This window comes from Cellulomonas sp. EB106-03-03-XG116 (genome assembly GCF_058792015.1).
Genome location: NZ_JBYTEP010000020.1, coordinates 47,291 through 61,759, shown reverse-complemented (window position 1 = coordinate 61,759; position 14,469 = coordinate 47,291). Strand labels below are relative to the sequence as shown.

The window sequence follows — 14,469 nt, the reverse complement described above, 5'->3', positions numbered from 1 at the left end:
ACTCCACGGCCTTCGTCGGCAGCGTCAGAGGTGGATAAGAGACAGGGTCGACCCGGCGGCGGCGCGGGCGACGCTCGCGACCGTGGCGCGGGCGGCGGCGGTCGTGGCCGAGCGGGCGGAGTCGTGAGCGGGGGCGCGGGGCGCCCTGGTGCGCCGGGCGCGGGGCGCGCGCGAGCGGCGTTCCCGCGGAAGCCGTGGCTCGGGCGGCGGCACGCGGCGGTGCTCGCGGCCGGGGCCGGGCTCGCCGTGGCCGGGCTCGTGGTGCTGCTCGTCGTGTGGGTCGGGCTGGTGACGTCGACGCTGAGCACCGGGCTCGCCGACGAGGGCACCTGCGTCGCCGCCGCGACCGCGGGGGAGGACGGCGCGACCGTGTCCTCGTCGCTGCTGCCGCCCCGGGCGGTCTGCACCTGGACGGTCGACGGGCGCGCGACGGAGACCGTGCTGGCGGAGCGCCCCGCGGCGCTCGCGGGCACGGCCGTCGCGGCCGTCGGCGTGGGCGTGCTGCTCGTGGCCGGCGGCGCGGCGGCGGCGTGGCGCGCCCGGCGCCGGCCGGCGGTCGCCGCCGCGGGATGACCGCGGTGCTACTCATGAGTGTGTAGACCCCGCGCGGGCGCGTCGGGACGCTCGCGGTGTGGACGGAGAGCTGCAGCGCACCGTGGGACGGAACATCCGGCGCATCCGCACGGCGGGTGACCTCAGCCAGGAGGACCTGGCGGACCGGATCGGGCACCACCGCACGTACCTGGGGTCCGTGGAGCGCGGCGAGCGCAACCTGTCGCTGCGCTCGCTGGAGCGCCTGGCGGGGAGCCTGGGCGTCGACCCGGTCGACCTGCTCGCCCCGGGCGGTCCCGACCCGGGCACGACGGGCGCCGACGGGTCCTGACCCGTCGCGGCCGAGGCGTCCTGACCCGCCGCGGCCGCCGGGCCGGGACCGCGCGGGGGTGCGGCTCGCCCCCCGCGCCGACCCGGTCAGGCCCGCGCCAGGTCCAGCACCCGGTCGAGCGCCGGCATCAGCCGGTGCCACGACTCGGCGCTGAGCTCCAGGTGCTGCACCGCGCCGTCGCCCACGTAGACCCAGGTGGTCCGGGCGCCGTCACGGCGGTGCACGCACACCGCGAGCTCGGCCGCGGCGGTGCGGTCCAGCGCGTCCGGGCTCCCGGGCGCGGCGTCCGGCTCGCGCTCCGCGAACGGCGAGACCGCGGCGCCCGGACCGCCCAGGAGCTGCCGGGAGGCCACGGACATCGAGCTGCTGACGTGCGCGCGGTCCCGCACGTCGTCGTCCTGCGCGTGGAGCACCACGCACCAGTCGGGGCAGGGCTCCACCTGCCAGGTCGGTCGGTCCTGCTCGGTGCTCACGGGTCCTCCTCGGTCGGCCTGCCGAGGGGCTCCTGCGCGGCCGCGCCCCTCGTCCCACCCACTGTGGGCACGACCACCGACACGGGAGCCCCGTCGTCCACAGGCCGCCCGGCTCAGTCCTCGGGGGCGTCGCCGATCAGCTCGCGGACGGGCACGCCGAGGCGCTCCGCCAGCCGCTCGACGGAGCGCAGGGTGAGGTTGCGCTCCCCGCGCTCGACACCGCCCAGGTAGGTGCGGTGCATCTCCACGTCGCGCGCGAGCGCCTCCTGGCTGATCCCGCGCTCGATCCGGAGCCGGCGCACGCGCCGCCCCACCGTCACCTGCAGCTCACCGATCACGGTCCCACGGTCGGGGTCGTGCTACTTCTCTGTCTACAGACTGATGAGTAGCAGCGTAGCGGCGCCGGCACCCCGCCGGGAACCCCGGCCGGCACCCCGCCGGGAGCCCGGCGGCCGCGCGCCCCGCGGGTGCCGTGTCGGGGGCGCGCGGCATGATGTGCGCGTGGACGCGACACGACCCGAGACGACGAACCCCGAGGACTCCGGCCTGGACGAGGCCGCCGCACGCCAGCGGTGGACCGAGCTCGCGGACCGCGTCCGGGAGCTCCAGTTCGCCTACTACGTGCGGGACGAGCCGGCGGCCAGCGACGCCGAGTACGACGTGACGCTGCGCCGGCTGGAGGCGCTCGAGGACGCGTACCCGGAGTTCGGGCTGCGCACGCCCGAGTCGCCCACCCAGAACGTCGGCGGCACGTTCTCCACCGAGTTCCGCGCGGTCGACCACGTCGAGCGGATGCTGTCGCTGGACAACGCGTTCTCCGCCGAGGACGTCGCCGCCTGGGCCGAGCGGGTGCACCGCGACCTGGAGCTGCCCGCGGGCGCCGAGGTCGGCTACCTGACCGAGCTGAAGATCGACGGCCTCGCGATCGCGCTGCTCTACGAGCGCACGGGCGACGGCCCGGCCCGGCTCGTCCGCGCGGCGACCCGCGGCGACGGGCGCACGGGCGAGGACGTCACCCTGAACGTCCGGACGATCGCGAGCATCCCGGACGTGCTCGCGGGGGACCCGGCGACGCACCCGGAGCAGATCGAGGTCCGCGGGGAGGTGTTCCTCCCGGTCGAGGCGTTCGAGCAGCTCAACGCGGCGCAGGTGGCGGCGGGCAAGGCCCCGTTCGCCAACCCGCGCAACGCCGCGTCGGGGTCGCTCCGGCAGAAGGACCCGCGGGTGACCGCGAGCCGGCCGCTCGGGATGTACGCCCACGGCATCGGCGCGCTGCGGTGGGGCCCGGGGGCGGTCGCGCTGGAGCGGCAGTCCCAGGTCTACGAGCTGCTGGCCGGCTGGGGCGTGCCGACGTCGCCGCACTACCGGGTCGTCCCCGCGCTCGCGGACGTCTCCGCGCGGATCGAGGAGATCGGCGAGCACCGGCACTCCTACGAGCACGAGATCGACGGCGTCGTCATCAAGGTCGACGACCTGGCGCTCCAGCGGCGGCTCGGCGCCACCAGCCGCGCGCCCCGCTGGGCCATCGCCTACAAGTACCCGCCGGAGGAGGTGAACACCCGGCTGCTCGCGATCGAGGTGAACGTCGGCCGCACCGGCCGGGTCACCCCGTACGCGGTCATGGAGCCGGTCAAGGTGTCCGGGTCGACCGTGGCCATGGCGACGCTGCACAACAAGGACGTGGTCGCGCTCAAGGGTGTGCGCCCGGGCGACATGGTGGTGCTCCGCAAGGCCGGCGACGTGATCCCCGAGATCGTCGGCCCCGTCACCGCGCTGGCGGACGACGGCTACCCGCGCACCGACTGGACGATGCCGACCGAGTGCCCGGAGTGCGGGTCGACGCTGCGGCCGATGCGCGAGGGCGACGTCGACCTGCGCTGCCCGAACGCCCGCACCTGCCCGGCCCAGGTGCGCGGCCGCGTCGAGCACATCGGGTCCCGCGGGGCGCTCGACATCGAGGCGCTCGGCGAGGTCACGGCCGCCGCGCTGACCCAGCCGGAGATCCCCGAGGTCCCGCCGGTGGTGAACGAGGCCGACCTGTTCGAGCTCGTCGGCTGGCCCGCGGACGCCCCGGAGGAGGAGAGGGAGCGCGTGCGGGCGCGGAGCTTCGCCCGGCTGCAGCAGGTCCAGGTCGTCGTGCGCGACCCCGAGACGGGCGAGCCGCGCGTCGACGAGGACGGCACCGTGCGCCGCCGCACCCCGTTCCGCCGTCGGGTGACCCACAGCGTGAAGGCGCGCCGCGACGCCGAGGCCGCGGGTCAGCCGCTGCCCGAGTACGAGGACGTGCCGTCGGAGCAGGCCAGGAAGCTGCTCGACGAGCTCGACGCCGCCAAGACGAAGCCGTTCTGGCGCGTGCTGGTCGCGCTGAGCATCCGCAACGTCGGCCCCACCGCGGCGCGCGCGATCGCCCAGCGCTTCGGGTCCATGGACGCGCTGCGCGCGGCGCTCGCGGACGCCGAGGGCGCGCGGGCGACCCTGGCCGGCGTGGACGGCGTCGGCCCGACGATCGCCGACTCGGTGCTCGACTGGTTCGCCGAGGACTGGCACGCCGACATCGTCGACCGGTGGCGGGACGCCGGCGTGGTGATGGCCGACGAGGCCGACGAGTCCGCGCCCCGCACGCTCGAGGGCCTCACGGTCGTCGTCACCGGCAGCCTCGCCGGGTTCAGCCGCGACGGCGCGAAGGAGGCCGTGCTGTCCCGCGGCGGCAAGGCGTCCGGCTCGGTGTCCAAGAAGACCGACTACGTCGTCGTGGGGGAGAACGCCGGGTCGAAGGAGGCCAAGGCGATCGAGCTCGGGCTGCGGATCCTGGACGAGGACGGGTTCGTCGCGCTGCTGGCCGGCGGGCCGGCCGCCGTGGGGGACGGCCCGGGCGAGGACGACGACGCGGCGGGCGTCAGCCCGGCCGGCGACGACTCCCCGGCGGGCGAGGTCCCGGGCGACGCGGACGCCTCGTGACCGCCGCGGCCGCGGCGGTCGGCCCGGTGCGCATCCGGCTCGCCCGCCCCGAGGACCACGCCGCCGTCGGCGCGCTCACCGCGGAGGCCTACCGCGCCGACGGGCTGCTGGAGGTCGACGACGAGTACGAGGTCGAGCTCCGCGACGCCGCGCGCCGCGCCCGTGAGGCCGTGCTCCTGGTCGCGACGGCGGCTGGTGGGGACGACGCTCCCGCCGAGGAGGTCGTCGGCACGCTCACGCTCGCGCCGTACGCGACCTCCTACGCCGAGATCGCCGAGCCCGGCGAGCTGGAGCTCCGCATGCTCGCCGTCGCCCCCGGCGCCCGCGGCCGCGGCGTCGCCGCCCGGCTTGTGACCGCGGCGCTGCGCGAGGCGGTCGCCCGGCGGGCCCGCGGCGTGGTGCTGTCGACGCTCGCCGAGATGGCGGCGGCCCGCCGGCTGTACGACCGGCTGGGGTTCGCCGCCGCGCCCGCGCGCGACTGGGGCCACGAGGGCGTGCACCTCCAGGCCCTCACCTGGACCCCGCCCGTCGCACCGGGGGTGCTCGTCGAGGCCGCGACCTGGGTCCCCGTCGCGACGCGGGACGTCGACGGCTGGCGGCTCGGCCTGTCGGGCGGGTTCACCCGCCGGGCCAACAGCGCGCTGCCCCTCGGCGCGCCGGAGGACCTGCGGGCCACGCTCGGCCGGGTCGAGGCCGTCTACGCCGCGGCCGGGCAGCCGTCGGTGGTGCGGGTGTGCTCGGGTGCCCCGGACGGCCTCGCCGCCGCCCTGGCCGCCCGCGGGTACGCCGAGCGCGCCGTCACCGACGTGCTGGTCCGCGACCTCGCCGCGCTGCCGCCCGAGCGCGCTGCGATCCCGCCGGACGTCCGCGTGACCGTCGCCGACGGGCCCGACGACGCCTGGCTGTCCGGCTGGCTCGGCGTGAAGGCGGCGGGCGGCGCGGTGGACCCCGGGACCGCCCGCGCCGTCGTCGCCGGCTCCCCGGCGCTCTACCTGACGGCGACCGACGCGGACGGGGCGGCCCTCGCCGTGCTGCGCGCCGCGCTCGCCGACGGCTGGACCGGGCTCTCCTGCCTGATGGTCGAGCCGGCCGCGCGACGTCGCGGCCTCGGCCGGCTGCTCACCCGCGCCGGGCTGCGCGCGGCCGCCGACCGCGGCGCGCGGCGGGCGTTCCTCCAGGTCGAGGTCGGCAACCCCGGCGCCGCGGACCTGTACGCGGGGGAGGGGTTCCGCCCGGCGGAGCGGTACGCGTACTGGGAGCGCTGACGACGCCGGGTGCGCGCCCGGCACCGCGCCCGCGGCTGACCCGCCGCGGCGCCCCGCCGAGCGCGCCGTGAGACGCCGGACGATACTGGCGCGATGATCGCCATCGAGCGCGCGGAGCTCCTGCACGCCGCGGGCCTGCGCTGGACGCCGACGTCCGGGGACCGGTTCGCCCTGCGCCAGCCGGCCCTGGCCGGCGAGGTCTTCACCATCAGCGAGATGACCATCGAGCCGCACGCCTACCCGAGCGGCACGGTGCTCGGGTTCAACGGCACCACCGAGTGGGCGCTCGACTCCGTCACCCAGGACGACGCGGTGTGGCTGCCGCGCGAGGACCAGCTCCGCGAGCTGCTCGGCGGCACGTTCCGGAGCCTGGCGAGGGCGCTCGACGGCTCGTACCTCGTGGTCGTCGAGCTGCCGGGCCAGCCGGAGCGGTCGTTCGCCGCCGAGGAGGCCGAGGACGCCTACGCGGACGCGGTGCTGGCGCTGGTCTCGGCGGCGCGGGTCTGACCCGGCCGGGACCCGGTCGCGACTAGACTCGCGGGCATGTCCTCCCTCTCTCGTGACGAGGTCGCGCGCGTCGCGGGCCTGGCGCGGATCGACCTGACCCCCGAGGAGCTCGACCGCCTCGCGGGCGAGCTCGACGTGATCGTCGAGTCGGTCGCCCGGGTCAGCGAGGTCGCCACGCCCGACGTGCCGGCCACCAGCCACCCGCTGCCGATGACCAACGTGTTCCGCCCGGACGTGCCCGAGCAGCCGCTGACGCAGGAGCAGGCGCTGTCCGGCGCCCCCGCGTCCGAGGACGGCAAGTTCCTCGTCCCGCAGATCCTCGGGGAGGAGTGAGATGACCGACCTGACCCGTCTCTCGGCCGCGGAGCTGGCCGACAAGCTCGTCGCCCGCGAGGTGACCAGCGTCGAGGTGACGCAGGCGCACCTGGACCGCATCGCCGCCGTCGAGCCCGCCGTGCACGCGTACCTGCACGTCTCGGCCACCGAGGCGCTGGCCACGGCCGCCGACGTCGACGCGCGCCGCGCCGCGGGCGAGGAGCTGCACCCGCTCGCCGGCGTGCCGATCGCCGTCAAGGACGTCGTCGTCACGCAGGGCCTGCCGACCACGGCCGGCTCGAAGATCCTCGAGGGCTGGGTGCCGCCGTACGACGCGACCCTGGTCGAGCGGATCAAGGCCGCGGGCCTGCCGATCCTCGGCAAGACCAACATGGACGAGTTCGCCATGGGGTCGTCGACCGAGCACTCGGCCTACGGCAACACCCACAACCCGTGGGACCTGGACCGGATCCCCGGCGGCTCCGGCGGCGGCTCGGCCGCGGCGGTCGCGGCGTACGAGGCCCCGCTGGCCATCGGCACCGACACCGGCGGCTCGATCCGCCAGCCCGGCGCCGTCACCGGCACCGTCGGCGTGAAGCCGACCTACGGCTCGGTGTCCCGCTACGGCCTCATCGCGCTCGCCTCGTCGCTCGACCAGGCCGGCCCCGTCACGCGCACCGTGCTCGACTCGGCGTTGCTGCACGAGCTCATCGGCGGGCACGACCCGCGCGACTCGACGTCCATCCCGGAGCCGCTGCCCGGCCTGGTCGCCGCGGCCCGCGAGGGCGCGTCCGGCGACCTCACCGGCGTGCGCGTCGGCGTGGTCCGCGAGCTGCAGGGCGAGGGCTACCAGCCCGGCGTGCTCGCCCGGTTCGAGGAGTCGCTGGAGCTGCTCCGCGGCGCGGGCGCCGAGATCGTCGAGGTCTCCTGCCCGCACTTCGAGTACGCGCTCGGCGCCTACTACCTGATCCTGCCGTCCGAGGCGTCCAGCAACCTGGCGAAGTTCGACGGCATGCGGTTCGGCCTCCGGGTCGAGCCCTCCGAGGGCCCCGTGACCGCCGAGCGCGTCATGGCCGCGACCCGCGGCGCCGGCTTCGGCGACGAGGTCAAGCGCCGGATCATCCTCGGCACCTACGCCCTGTCGGCGGGTTACTACGACGCCTACTACGGCTCGGCGCAGAAGGTCCGCACGCTCATCCAGCGCGACTTCGCGAACGCGTTCGAGCAGGCGGACGTGCTGGTCTCCCCGACGGCGCCGACCACGGCGTTCAAGCTCGGCGAGAAGCTGGACGACCCGCTGGCGATGTACCTCAACGACGTCGCCACGATCCCGGCGAACCTCGCCGGCGTGCCCGGCATGTCGCTACCGAACGGCCTGTCGGACGACGGCCTGCCCGTCGGCTTCCAGGTGCTGGCCCCGGCCAAGGCCGACGACCGGCTGTACCGCGTGGGCGCCGCGCTCGAGGCGCTGCTGGAGAAGAACTGGGGCGGCCCGCTGCTGGCCAAGGCTCCCGAGCTGGAGGTGGGCGAGTGAGCACCCAGACCGTCGACCTGGTCGACTACGACGAGGCCGTGGCCCGGTTCGACCCGGTCATCGGCATCGAGGTGCACGTCGAGCTCGGCACCGCGACCAAGATGTTCGACGGCGCCCCGCAGACCTTCGGCGCCGAGCCGAACACGGCGGTCACGCCGGTCTCGCTGGGCCTGCCGGGCGCGCTGCCCGCCGTCAACGGCACCGCGGTCGAGTACGCGATCCGGATCGGCCTCGCGCTGAACTGCGAGATCGCGGAGACCTGCCGGTTCGCCCGGAAGAACTACTTCTACCCGGACGTGCCGAAGAACTTCCAGACCTCGCAGTACGACGAGCCGATCGCGCACGACGGCTACCTGGACGTCGAGCTCGAGGACGGCACCGCGTTCCGCGTCGAGATCGAGCGCGCGCACATGGAGGAGGACGCCGGCAAGAACACCCACGTCGGCGGCGCCACCGGCCGCATCCAGGGCGCGGAGTACTCGCTGGTCGACTACAACCGCGCCGGCATCCCGCTGGTCGAGATCGTCACCAAGCCGATCACCGGCGCCGGCGAGCGCGCTCCCGAGGTCGCGCGGGCGTACGTGCAGACGCTGCGCGACATCTTCCGGGCGCTGGGCGTGTCCGAGGCGCGGATGGAGCGCGGCAACGTCCGCGCCGACGTCAACGTCTCGCTGCGCCCGACGCCGACCGCGCCGCTGGGCACCCGCACCGAGACCAAGAACGTGAACTCGTTCCGCTCGGTCGAGCGCTCCGTCCGGTACGAGATCAGCCGCCAGGCCGCGATCCTCGACGCGCAGGGCACGGTCACCCAGGAGACCCGGCACTGGCACGAGGACACCGGCATCACCACGGCCGGCCGCGTGAAGTCGGACGCCGAGGACTACCGGTACTTCCCGGAGCCCGACCTGGTGCCCGTCGCCCCGTCGCGGGAGTGGGTCGAGGAGATCCGCGCCGCGCTGCCCGAGCTGCCCGCCGCCCGCCGGCGCCGGCTGCAGGGGGAGTGGGGCTACGCCGACGCCGAGATGCGCGACGTGGTCAACGCGGGCGCGGTCGAGCTGATCGAGGCGACCGTGGCCGCGGGCGCGAGCCCGGCCGCCGCGCGCAAGTGGTGGATGGGCGAGCTGGCCCGCACCGCGAAGACCCAGGAGGTCGAGCTCGCCGAGCTGCCGATCACCCCGGCGCAGATCGGCCAGCTGCAGCAGCTCGTCGACGCGGGGCGGATCAACGACAAGCTCGCGCGGCAGGTCCTCGAGGGCGTGCTGGCCGGCGAGGGCGACCCGGAGGCGGTCGTCGTCGCGCGCGGCCTGGAGGTCGTCTCGGACGACGGCCCCCTGCTCGAGGCGATCGACGCGGCCCTGGCCGCGCAGCCCGACATCGCGGAGAAGATCCGGTCCGGCAACCTCGGCCCGGTCGGCGCGATCATCGGCTCGGTCATGAAGGCGACCCGTGGCCAGGCGGACGCCGGCCGCGTGCGCGAGCTGGTCCTGGAGCGCGTCCAGGCCTGAGCAGCACGACGGCGGCGCGGCACCCGGCGGGACCGGGGCCGCGCCGCCGTCGCGTGCGGGGCCGGCACGCGACCGGGACCCGCCCCGGAACCCGCCGGACCGCGCGGCGAAACACGACGGTCACCCGCAGTGCCTAGGCTCGGGTCGACGAGGAGGCAGTCCCATGGAGAAGCCCACGCTCGAGGGCGAGATGATCCACCTGCGCCCCATCCGCGCCGACGACGCGCCGGCGATGTGGGACATGGTCAACGACCCCGAGGGGATGCGGACCACCGGCACCACGACGGTGTTCACCCGCGCCCAGATCGACGCGTGGTGCGCGACGGTCTCCGGCATGGACGGGCGGATCGACCTGGCCATCACCGCGAACGGGTCCGACGAGTACCTCGGCGAGATCGTGCTGAACGACATCGACGAGGTGGTCGGCTCCGCGAACATGCGCCTGGTCATGCGGCCGGCGTACCGCGGCCGCGGCTACGGCACCGAGGCGATCGAGCTGGTGCTGGGCCTGGCGTTCGACGGGATCGGTCTGCACCGGATCGGGCTGGACGTGCTGAGCATCAACGCCCGGGCGCGCTCGCTGTACGAGAACATCGGGTTCCGGGTGGAGGGGCGCCGCCGGGACGCGTACCGGGACGGCGACGGCTGGTGCGACGGCATCGACATGGGGATGCTCGAGGACGAGTACCGGGCGCTGCGCGCGGCCTGACGTCGTCCGCGGCGCCCGCGCGCGCGAACGAGGCGCCGGTCCCCGGGAGGGTGGGGACCGGCGCCTCGCGCCTGCGGTGAGCGGCCGGGCCGCTCAGGGGTGCGGGTCGATCAGATGAGCCAGCGGTTCTTCTGCACGACCGGCAGGCTCTTCCACCAGCGGCCGAGGCCCCAGGTGTCGCCGCCCGCGGTGAGGGCCACGAGGACCAGCACCAGCGCGTAGATGATGTGGTAGTCCATGACCGGGTTGGTCGAGCCCGAGATGAGCGGCCACTCGGCCAGCCACATCATCGCCATGATCAGCGAGCCGGCGCCCGCCGCGACCCGGGTGCCGATGCCGAGCATGACCGCCAGGCCGACGCCCAGCATGCCGAGCATGAACAGCACGTCCGAGACCGGGCTGGCGATGCCGTTGAAGAAGCCGGTCAGCGGGCCCTGGGCCGCGAACTGCAGGAAGCCCTGGCTCGGCGCGCCGCCGTGGATCCAGGCCGCGTCCGAGGCGGTCGAGTAGCCGAACCCGAACGTCTTGTCGAGGAACGCCCAGAGGAAGATGAACCCCGTCGACAGGCGGAGAGCGGCGAGCACGCGGCGGGCGGCCACCGAGGTGACGACGTCCTCCTGGGTCCGCGAGGTCGCGGGGGCCGCCTCGGTGCGGGGGGTGGTGATCGTGGTCATGATCCGTGCCTTCGTGTTGTGGGTTCACCTTGTGATGACTTTCCCAATGTCCTCCCGTCCGAGGCCCCGCACCCCGGACGGAAGTCCCAAACTCCCTGCGTGCGGCTGCTGGAAAGCGCTCCGCGTCACCCGGATGCCGGTCACCCGGGACCTGGGTCCCGGGGCGAGGCGGGCCCCACTCGGGACCTCGGTCCCGGATCGCGCGGAGGCGCGCCGCGGCCCCGCCGGTGCGCACGACGAGGCGCCCGCCCCGGGTCCGGGACGGGCGCCTCGTCGTGGTGCCGGCCGCGGCGGTCTCCGTCCGCCGCGGCCGCGTCCTCAGCGCAGCCAGCGCTGCGACCGCACCACCGGCAGCTCGCGCCACATGCGGCCGAGCCCCCAGGTGTCGCCGGCCAGGCAGGTCGCGCAGGCGATCAGGGCCAGGGCGTAGATGATGTGGTAGTCCACCAGCGGGTTCGTCGACCCGGCGGTGAGCGGCCACTCGGCGGCCCACATCAGGACCATGATGAGCGAGCCGGACCAGGCGGAGACCCGCAGGCCGATGCCGAGCACCACCGCGAGCCCGACGCCGAGCATGCCGAGCATGAACAGCACGTCGGTGGCGGGGCTGGCGATCGACTGGAACAGGTCCTTGAACGGGCCGACCACCGCCTCGCTGTTCAAGAAGCCCTGGCTCGGCGTGCCGCCGTTGATCCAGGCGCGCTCGGACGGGGTCGAGTAGCCGAGGCCGAACGTCTTGTCGACGAAGGCCCACAGGAAGATGAACCCGGTGGCGAGCCGGGTCGCGGCGAGCGCGCGGCGCGCGTTCAGGGAGGTGACGACGTCCTCTTGGGCCGGCAGCGGGGCCGGTGCGGTGGACGAGCGCGAGACGGTGGGTGCGGACATGGCGGCTGCCTCCGGTCGGGATCACGGCGTTGTGACGACGCGCTCAATGTCCCGCTATGTCCCCCTGGGCGGAGGGGTCGAAGGTCCCGACTTCCCCGACTTCGTGCGTGATCGGACCCCGCAGGCCCGCGCGTCGGGACCTCGGTCCCGGGGCGGTGCCGGCCGGCGTCAGCGCATCGACTGGTAGGCGCCGAGCGAGACCGCGCGCTCGTGGGCGTGGTCGACGATCCGCTCGGGGTAGTCCGGCGCGGCCGACCGGGGGAGCTTCCACGGCTCGTGCACCGCCTTGCCGGGGATGTCGCGGAGCTCGGGCACCCAGCGCCGGACGTAGTGCCCGTGCGGGTCGAACTTCAGGCCCTGGGTCACCGGGTTGAACACCCGGAAGTACGGCGCGGCGTCCCGGCCGGTGCCGGCGACCCACTGCCAGTTCATCTGGTTCTGCGGGATGTCGCCGTCCACCAGCCACGCCATGAAGTGGTCCGCGCCGCGCTGCCAGCGGACGTGCAGGTCCTTGACCAGGAACGAGGCCACGGCCATCCGCACCCGGTTGTGCATCCAGCCCTCGCCGCGCAGCTGCCGCATCCCGGCGTCGACGAGCGGGTAGCCGGTGCGGCCCTCGGCCCAGGCGGCGAGGGCGTCCTCCTCGGCGCGGCCGTTCACCCAGGCGCTCTCCGGGATCACGGGCGTCAGCGACTCGTGGGCGGCGCTCGGCTGGTGGAACAGCACGTCCGCGTGGAAGTCGCGCCACGCGATCTGCCCGCGGAACGTGTCGGCACCCTCGCCCCGGCGGTGGGCGAGGTCCGCGAGGATCGTGCGCGGGTGGATCTCGCCCCACTTGAGCGGCACGGACAGGCGCGAGGTGCTGTCGAGGTCGGGCCGGTCGCGCTCCGCCTTGTAGTGCGACAGCGGGCCGTCGAGCATGTCCGCCCAGCGCGCGAGCGCGGCCGCCTCGCCCGCCTCGGGCAGCGTGAGCCCGTCGGGGACCGGGGCGTCCGGCACCGCGTCGGACGGGCCGCCGTCCAGGAACGTCACCGCGCGGGCCGTCGCGGCGGCGTCCGGCGCGGGGGAGTGCCAGCCGTGCTCGGCCCACGCCCGGCGGAACGGCGTGAACACCTTGTACGGCGTGCCCGAGCCGTTGCGGACCCGACCCGGCGTCACCGCGTAGGGCGACCCGGTCCGGACGAGCGCGCGGCCGTCCTCCTCGAGCGTCCACTCCACGTGGTCGTCCCGCCGCCGGCCGAACGGCTCGGTCGACGCCGCGACGTGCACGGCCTCGGCGCCGACCTCGCGGGCCACCGCGGGGACCACCTCGCGCGGGTCGCCGCGGCGGACCAGCAGCCGGCCGCCGGTCTGCTCGTCGAGCGCCGCGAGGCTCCGGGCCAGGTAGGCGCGGCGGGGCGCGCCCGACGACGCCCACAGGCGCGGGTCGAGCACGTACAGCGCGAGCACGTCGCCCTGCGCGGCCGCCGCGTGCAGCGCGGGGTTGTCGCCGAGCCGCAGGTCGCGGCGGAACCAGTGGAGGGCGGTCACCCGGCGACGGTAGCCAGCGGCGTCGGGCGTCGCGACCCGGGCAGGGACGCCGGTGCGGGCGCCCGGCGCCCGTCGCAGGTGCCGGGCCCCGACGTGCGACCGGGCCGGGACGCACGTCGAGGCACCACCGGCCCGGGCGATGAGCCGATGGTGCCTCGACTGGGGGTACCTGCTGACGGGTCGTCGTCCTCAGGTGACCGGAGCGGACCGCGGGCAGAAGCCCGGTGGTCGCCCCGGGGGAGAGACGACCGGTGGTCCGTGCGCACCAGCCTGCCCCCGCAGCCCGGCCCGCAGGTGGGCCGTTGGTCCCGACCTTCCCGCGCCCGGTCAGCCGCCGGCGACCGCGTCGGCGTGCGCGTCGACGGCGTCCCGCAGGTAGACCGCGAGCCCGGGAGCGACCGCGTCGTACGTGGCCGCGAACCGCGGGTCGTCGACGTACATCGCCGCCAGGTTCCGATACGCCTCGGCGTCCGGGGTCCAGAACAGCGCCACCCAGGCGTGGTGCAGGGCGACGAGGTCCCGGACGGCCGGGTCGCCGACCGGGGTGCCGGCGGCCAGCAGCGCGGCCAGCCCCGCGCTCACGGCCTCGCCCTCCCGGCGGTGCGCCTCGCGCTCGTCCACGGTCAGGTCCTCCCACGCGCGGGTGCTGCGGTCCACCGCCTCGTCGCCCCAGCGCTCGCGCGCCTCGGCCTCGTACCGGCGGTGGTCGAAGCCCTCGTACATCTCCTCGGCTGGCATGTCGGTGCCCCCTTCCAGGGACTCGATGGTGGCGGCGACGGTGCGGGCGAGCCGGTCGAGCCGGTCCCGCTCGGCGAGCAGCGCGGCGTGGTGCTCGCGCAGCCGGTCGGCCCGGACGCGCGCCGGGTCGGCGCCTGGGGCGGCCTGGCCGGGTGCGGCGGCGTCGAGGAGGTCCCCGATCGCCGCCAGCCCGACGCCGAGCTCCCGGAGCACGAGCACCTGCTGCAGCCGCAGCAGCTCGGCGCGGCCGTACTCCCGCTGCCCGCCCGGCGTCGTGCCGGCCGGGCGCAGCAGCCCGATCGCGTCGTAGTGCCGCAGCGCCCGGGACGTCACCCCGGACAGCCGCACCACCTCGGCGGTGGTCCACCGCTCCGTGCCCGTGGTGCCCGTCATCCCGTCCGCCCCGTCCTGTCGCCGACGGCGGTCGTTCCGCCGTCGCTGCTCGACGGTAGGCGTTGACGCAGCGTCAATCGCAACCCCTCTCGCCCCGCGC

15 protein-coding genes are annotated in these 14,469 nt (G+C 75.7%); 9 read left to right on the top strand and 6 right to left on the bottom strand.

The window, feature by feature from the left end; genetic code table 11:
- Positions 1-123: 123 nt before the first annotated feature.
- A complete protein-coding gene (locus AC3WUG_RS09870; protein ID WP_492327481.1) occupies positions 124-573 on the top strand; it encodes a hypothetical protein in 450 nt (149 codons plus the stop codon).
- Positions 574-631: 58 nt separating this feature from the next.
- A complete protein-coding gene (locus AC3WUG_RS09865) occupies positions 632-883 on the top strand; it encodes a helix-turn-helix domain-containing protein (RefSeq protein ID WP_492327480.1) in 252 nt (83 codons plus the stop codon).
- Positions 884-969: 86 nt separating this feature from the next.
- Here the strand turns inward: AC3WUG_RS09865 and AC3WUG_RS09860 are convergent, their stop codons facing one another.
- Together AC3WUG_RS09860 and AC3WUG_RS09855 are read right to left on the bottom strand one after the other, a co-directional pair.
- The gene (locus AC3WUG_RS09860; RefSeq protein ID WP_492327479.1) at positions 970-1,356 is read right to left on the bottom strand and encodes a hypothetical protein; all 387 of its coding nucleotides are present in this window, start codon (positions 1,354-1,356) and stop codon (positions 970-972) included.
- Between the two features lie 113 nt (positions 1,357-1,469).
- Complete coding sequence (locus AC3WUG_RS09855) at positions 1,470-1,694, bottom strand: helix-turn-helix domain-containing protein (protein ID WP_492327478.1); 225 nt, start codon at positions 1,692-1,694, stop codon at positions 1,470-1,472.
- A 163-nt stretch (positions 1,695-1,857) separates the two neighbouring features.
- Here AC3WUG_RS09855 and ligA point away from each other — a divergent pair, with 163 nt between their 5' ends.
- The 7 genes from ligA to AC3WUG_RS09820 all read left to right on the top strand — a co-directional run bounded on the left by ligA (position 1,858) and on the right by AC3WUG_RS09820 (position 10,149).
- Positions 1,858-4,314, top strand: a complete 2,457-nt coding sequence (gene ligA, locus AC3WUG_RS09850; RefSeq protein WP_492327477.1) for an NAD-dependent DNA ligase LigA — start codon at positions 1,858-1,860, stop codon at positions 4,312-4,314.
- The gene (locus tag AC3WUG_RS09845; protein WP_492327476.1) at positions 4,311-5,579 is read left to right on the top strand and encodes a GNAT family N-acetyltransferase; all 1,269 of its coding nucleotides are present in this window, start codon (positions 4,311-4,313) and stop codon (positions 5,577-5,579) included. The genes ligA and AC3WUG_RS09845 overlap by 4 nt, the downstream gene beginning before the upstream one ends.
- A gap of 93 nt (positions 5,580-5,672) precedes the next feature.
- Positions 5,673-6,086, top strand: coding sequence for a pilus assembly protein CpaE (locus AC3WUG_RS09840; protein WP_492327475.1), 414 nt, complete (start codon positions 5,673-5,675; stop codon positions 6,084-6,086).
- A gap of 36 nt (positions 6,087-6,122) precedes the next feature.
- On the top strand, positions 6,123-6,419 hold the full coding sequence (gatC, locus tag AC3WUG_RS09835) for an Asp-tRNA(Asn)/Glu-tRNA(Gln) amidotransferase subunit GatC (protein ID WP_147795987.1): 297 nt from the start codon (positions 6,123-6,125) through the stop codon (positions 6,417-6,419).
- A 1-nt stretch (position 6,420) separates the two neighbouring features.
- Positions 6,421-7,935 carry an Asp-tRNA(Asn)/Glu-tRNA(Gln) amidotransferase subunit GatA gene (gatA, locus tag AC3WUG_RS09830; protein WP_492327474.1) on the top strand — a complete coding sequence of 505 codons (1,515 nt, stop codon included), beginning with the start codon at positions 6,421-6,423 and terminating at the stop codon, positions 7,933-7,935.
- A complete protein-coding gene (gene gatB / locus AC3WUG_RS09825) occupies positions 7,932-9,440 on the top strand; it encodes an Asp-tRNA(Asn)/Glu-tRNA(Gln) amidotransferase subunit GatB (protein ID WP_492327473.1) in 1,509 nt (502 codons plus the stop codon). Before gatA ends, gatB begins: the two co-directional genes overlap by 4 nt.
- Positions 9,441-9,603: 163 nt before the next feature.
- Entirely contained in the window at positions 9,604-10,149 is a 546-nt protein-coding gene (locus AC3WUG_RS09820; protein ID WP_492327472.1) for a GNAT family N-acetyltransferase, read from the top strand.
- 110 nt (positions 10,150-10,259) lie between these two features.
- Here AC3WUG_RS09820 and AC3WUG_RS09815 read toward each other — a convergent pair whose 3' ends face one another.
- From AC3WUG_RS09815 to AC3WUG_RS09800, 4 genes are all read right to left on the bottom strand, one after another.
- A complete protein-coding gene (locus AC3WUG_RS09815; protein WP_154728818.1) occupies positions 10,260-10,823 on the bottom strand; it encodes a DoxX family protein in 564 nt (187 codons plus the stop codon).
- 318 nt (positions 10,824-11,141) lie between these two features.
- On the bottom strand, positions 11,142-11,708 hold the full coding sequence (locus AC3WUG_RS09810; RefSeq protein WP_492327471.1) for a DoxX family protein: 567 nt from the start codon (positions 11,706-11,708) through the stop codon (positions 11,142-11,144).
- Between the two features lie 168 nt (positions 11,709-11,876).
- Positions 11,877-13,238 (bottom strand): cryptochrome/photolyase family protein, encoded by a 1,362-nt coding sequence (locus AC3WUG_RS09805; RefSeq protein WP_492327470.1) that lies wholly within the window; start codon positions 13,236-13,238, stop codon positions 11,877-11,879.
- A gap of 327 nt (positions 13,239-13,565) precedes the next feature.
- Positions 13,566-14,369 carry a MerR family transcriptional regulator gene (locus AC3WUG_RS09800; protein ID WP_492327469.1) on the bottom strand — a complete coding sequence of 268 codons (804 nt, stop codon included), beginning with the start codon at positions 14,367-14,369 and terminating at the stop codon, positions 13,566-13,568.
- Positions 14,370-14,469 lie beyond the last annotated feature (100 nt).

What these genes read in the sequence shown, in the direction of transcription:
- AC3WUG_RS09820 (WP_492327472.1), top strand. Translation starts at nt 9,604, where the DNA reads ATGGAGAAGCCCACGCTCGAGGGCGAGATGATCCACCTGCGCCCCATC.
- AC3WUG_RS09800 (WP_492327469.1), bottom strand. Translation starts at nt 14,369, where the DNA reads ATGACGGGCACCACGGGCACGGAGCGGTGGACCACCGCCGAGGTGGTG.
- AC3WUG_RS09840 (WP_492327475.1), top strand. Translation starts at nt 5,673, where the DNA reads ATGATCGCCATCGAGCGCGCGGAGCTCCTGCACGCCGCGGGCCTGCGC.
- AC3WUG_RS09815 (WP_154728818.1), bottom strand. Translation starts at nt 10,823, where the DNA reads ATGACCACGATCACCACCCCCCGCACCGAGGCGGCCCCCGCGACCTCG.
- gatC (WP_147795987.1), top strand. Translation starts at nt 6,123, where the DNA reads ATGTCCTCCCTCTCTCGTGACGAGGTCGCGCGCGTCGCGGGCCTGGCG.
- gatA (WP_492327474.1), top strand. Translation starts at nt 6,421, where the DNA reads ATGACCGACCTGACCCGTCTCTCGGCCGCGGAGCTGGCCGACAAGCTC.
- AC3WUG_RS09810 (WP_492327471.1), bottom strand. Translation starts at nt 11,708, where the DNA reads ATGTCCGCACCCACCGTCTCGCGCTCGTCCACCGCACCGGCCCCGCTG.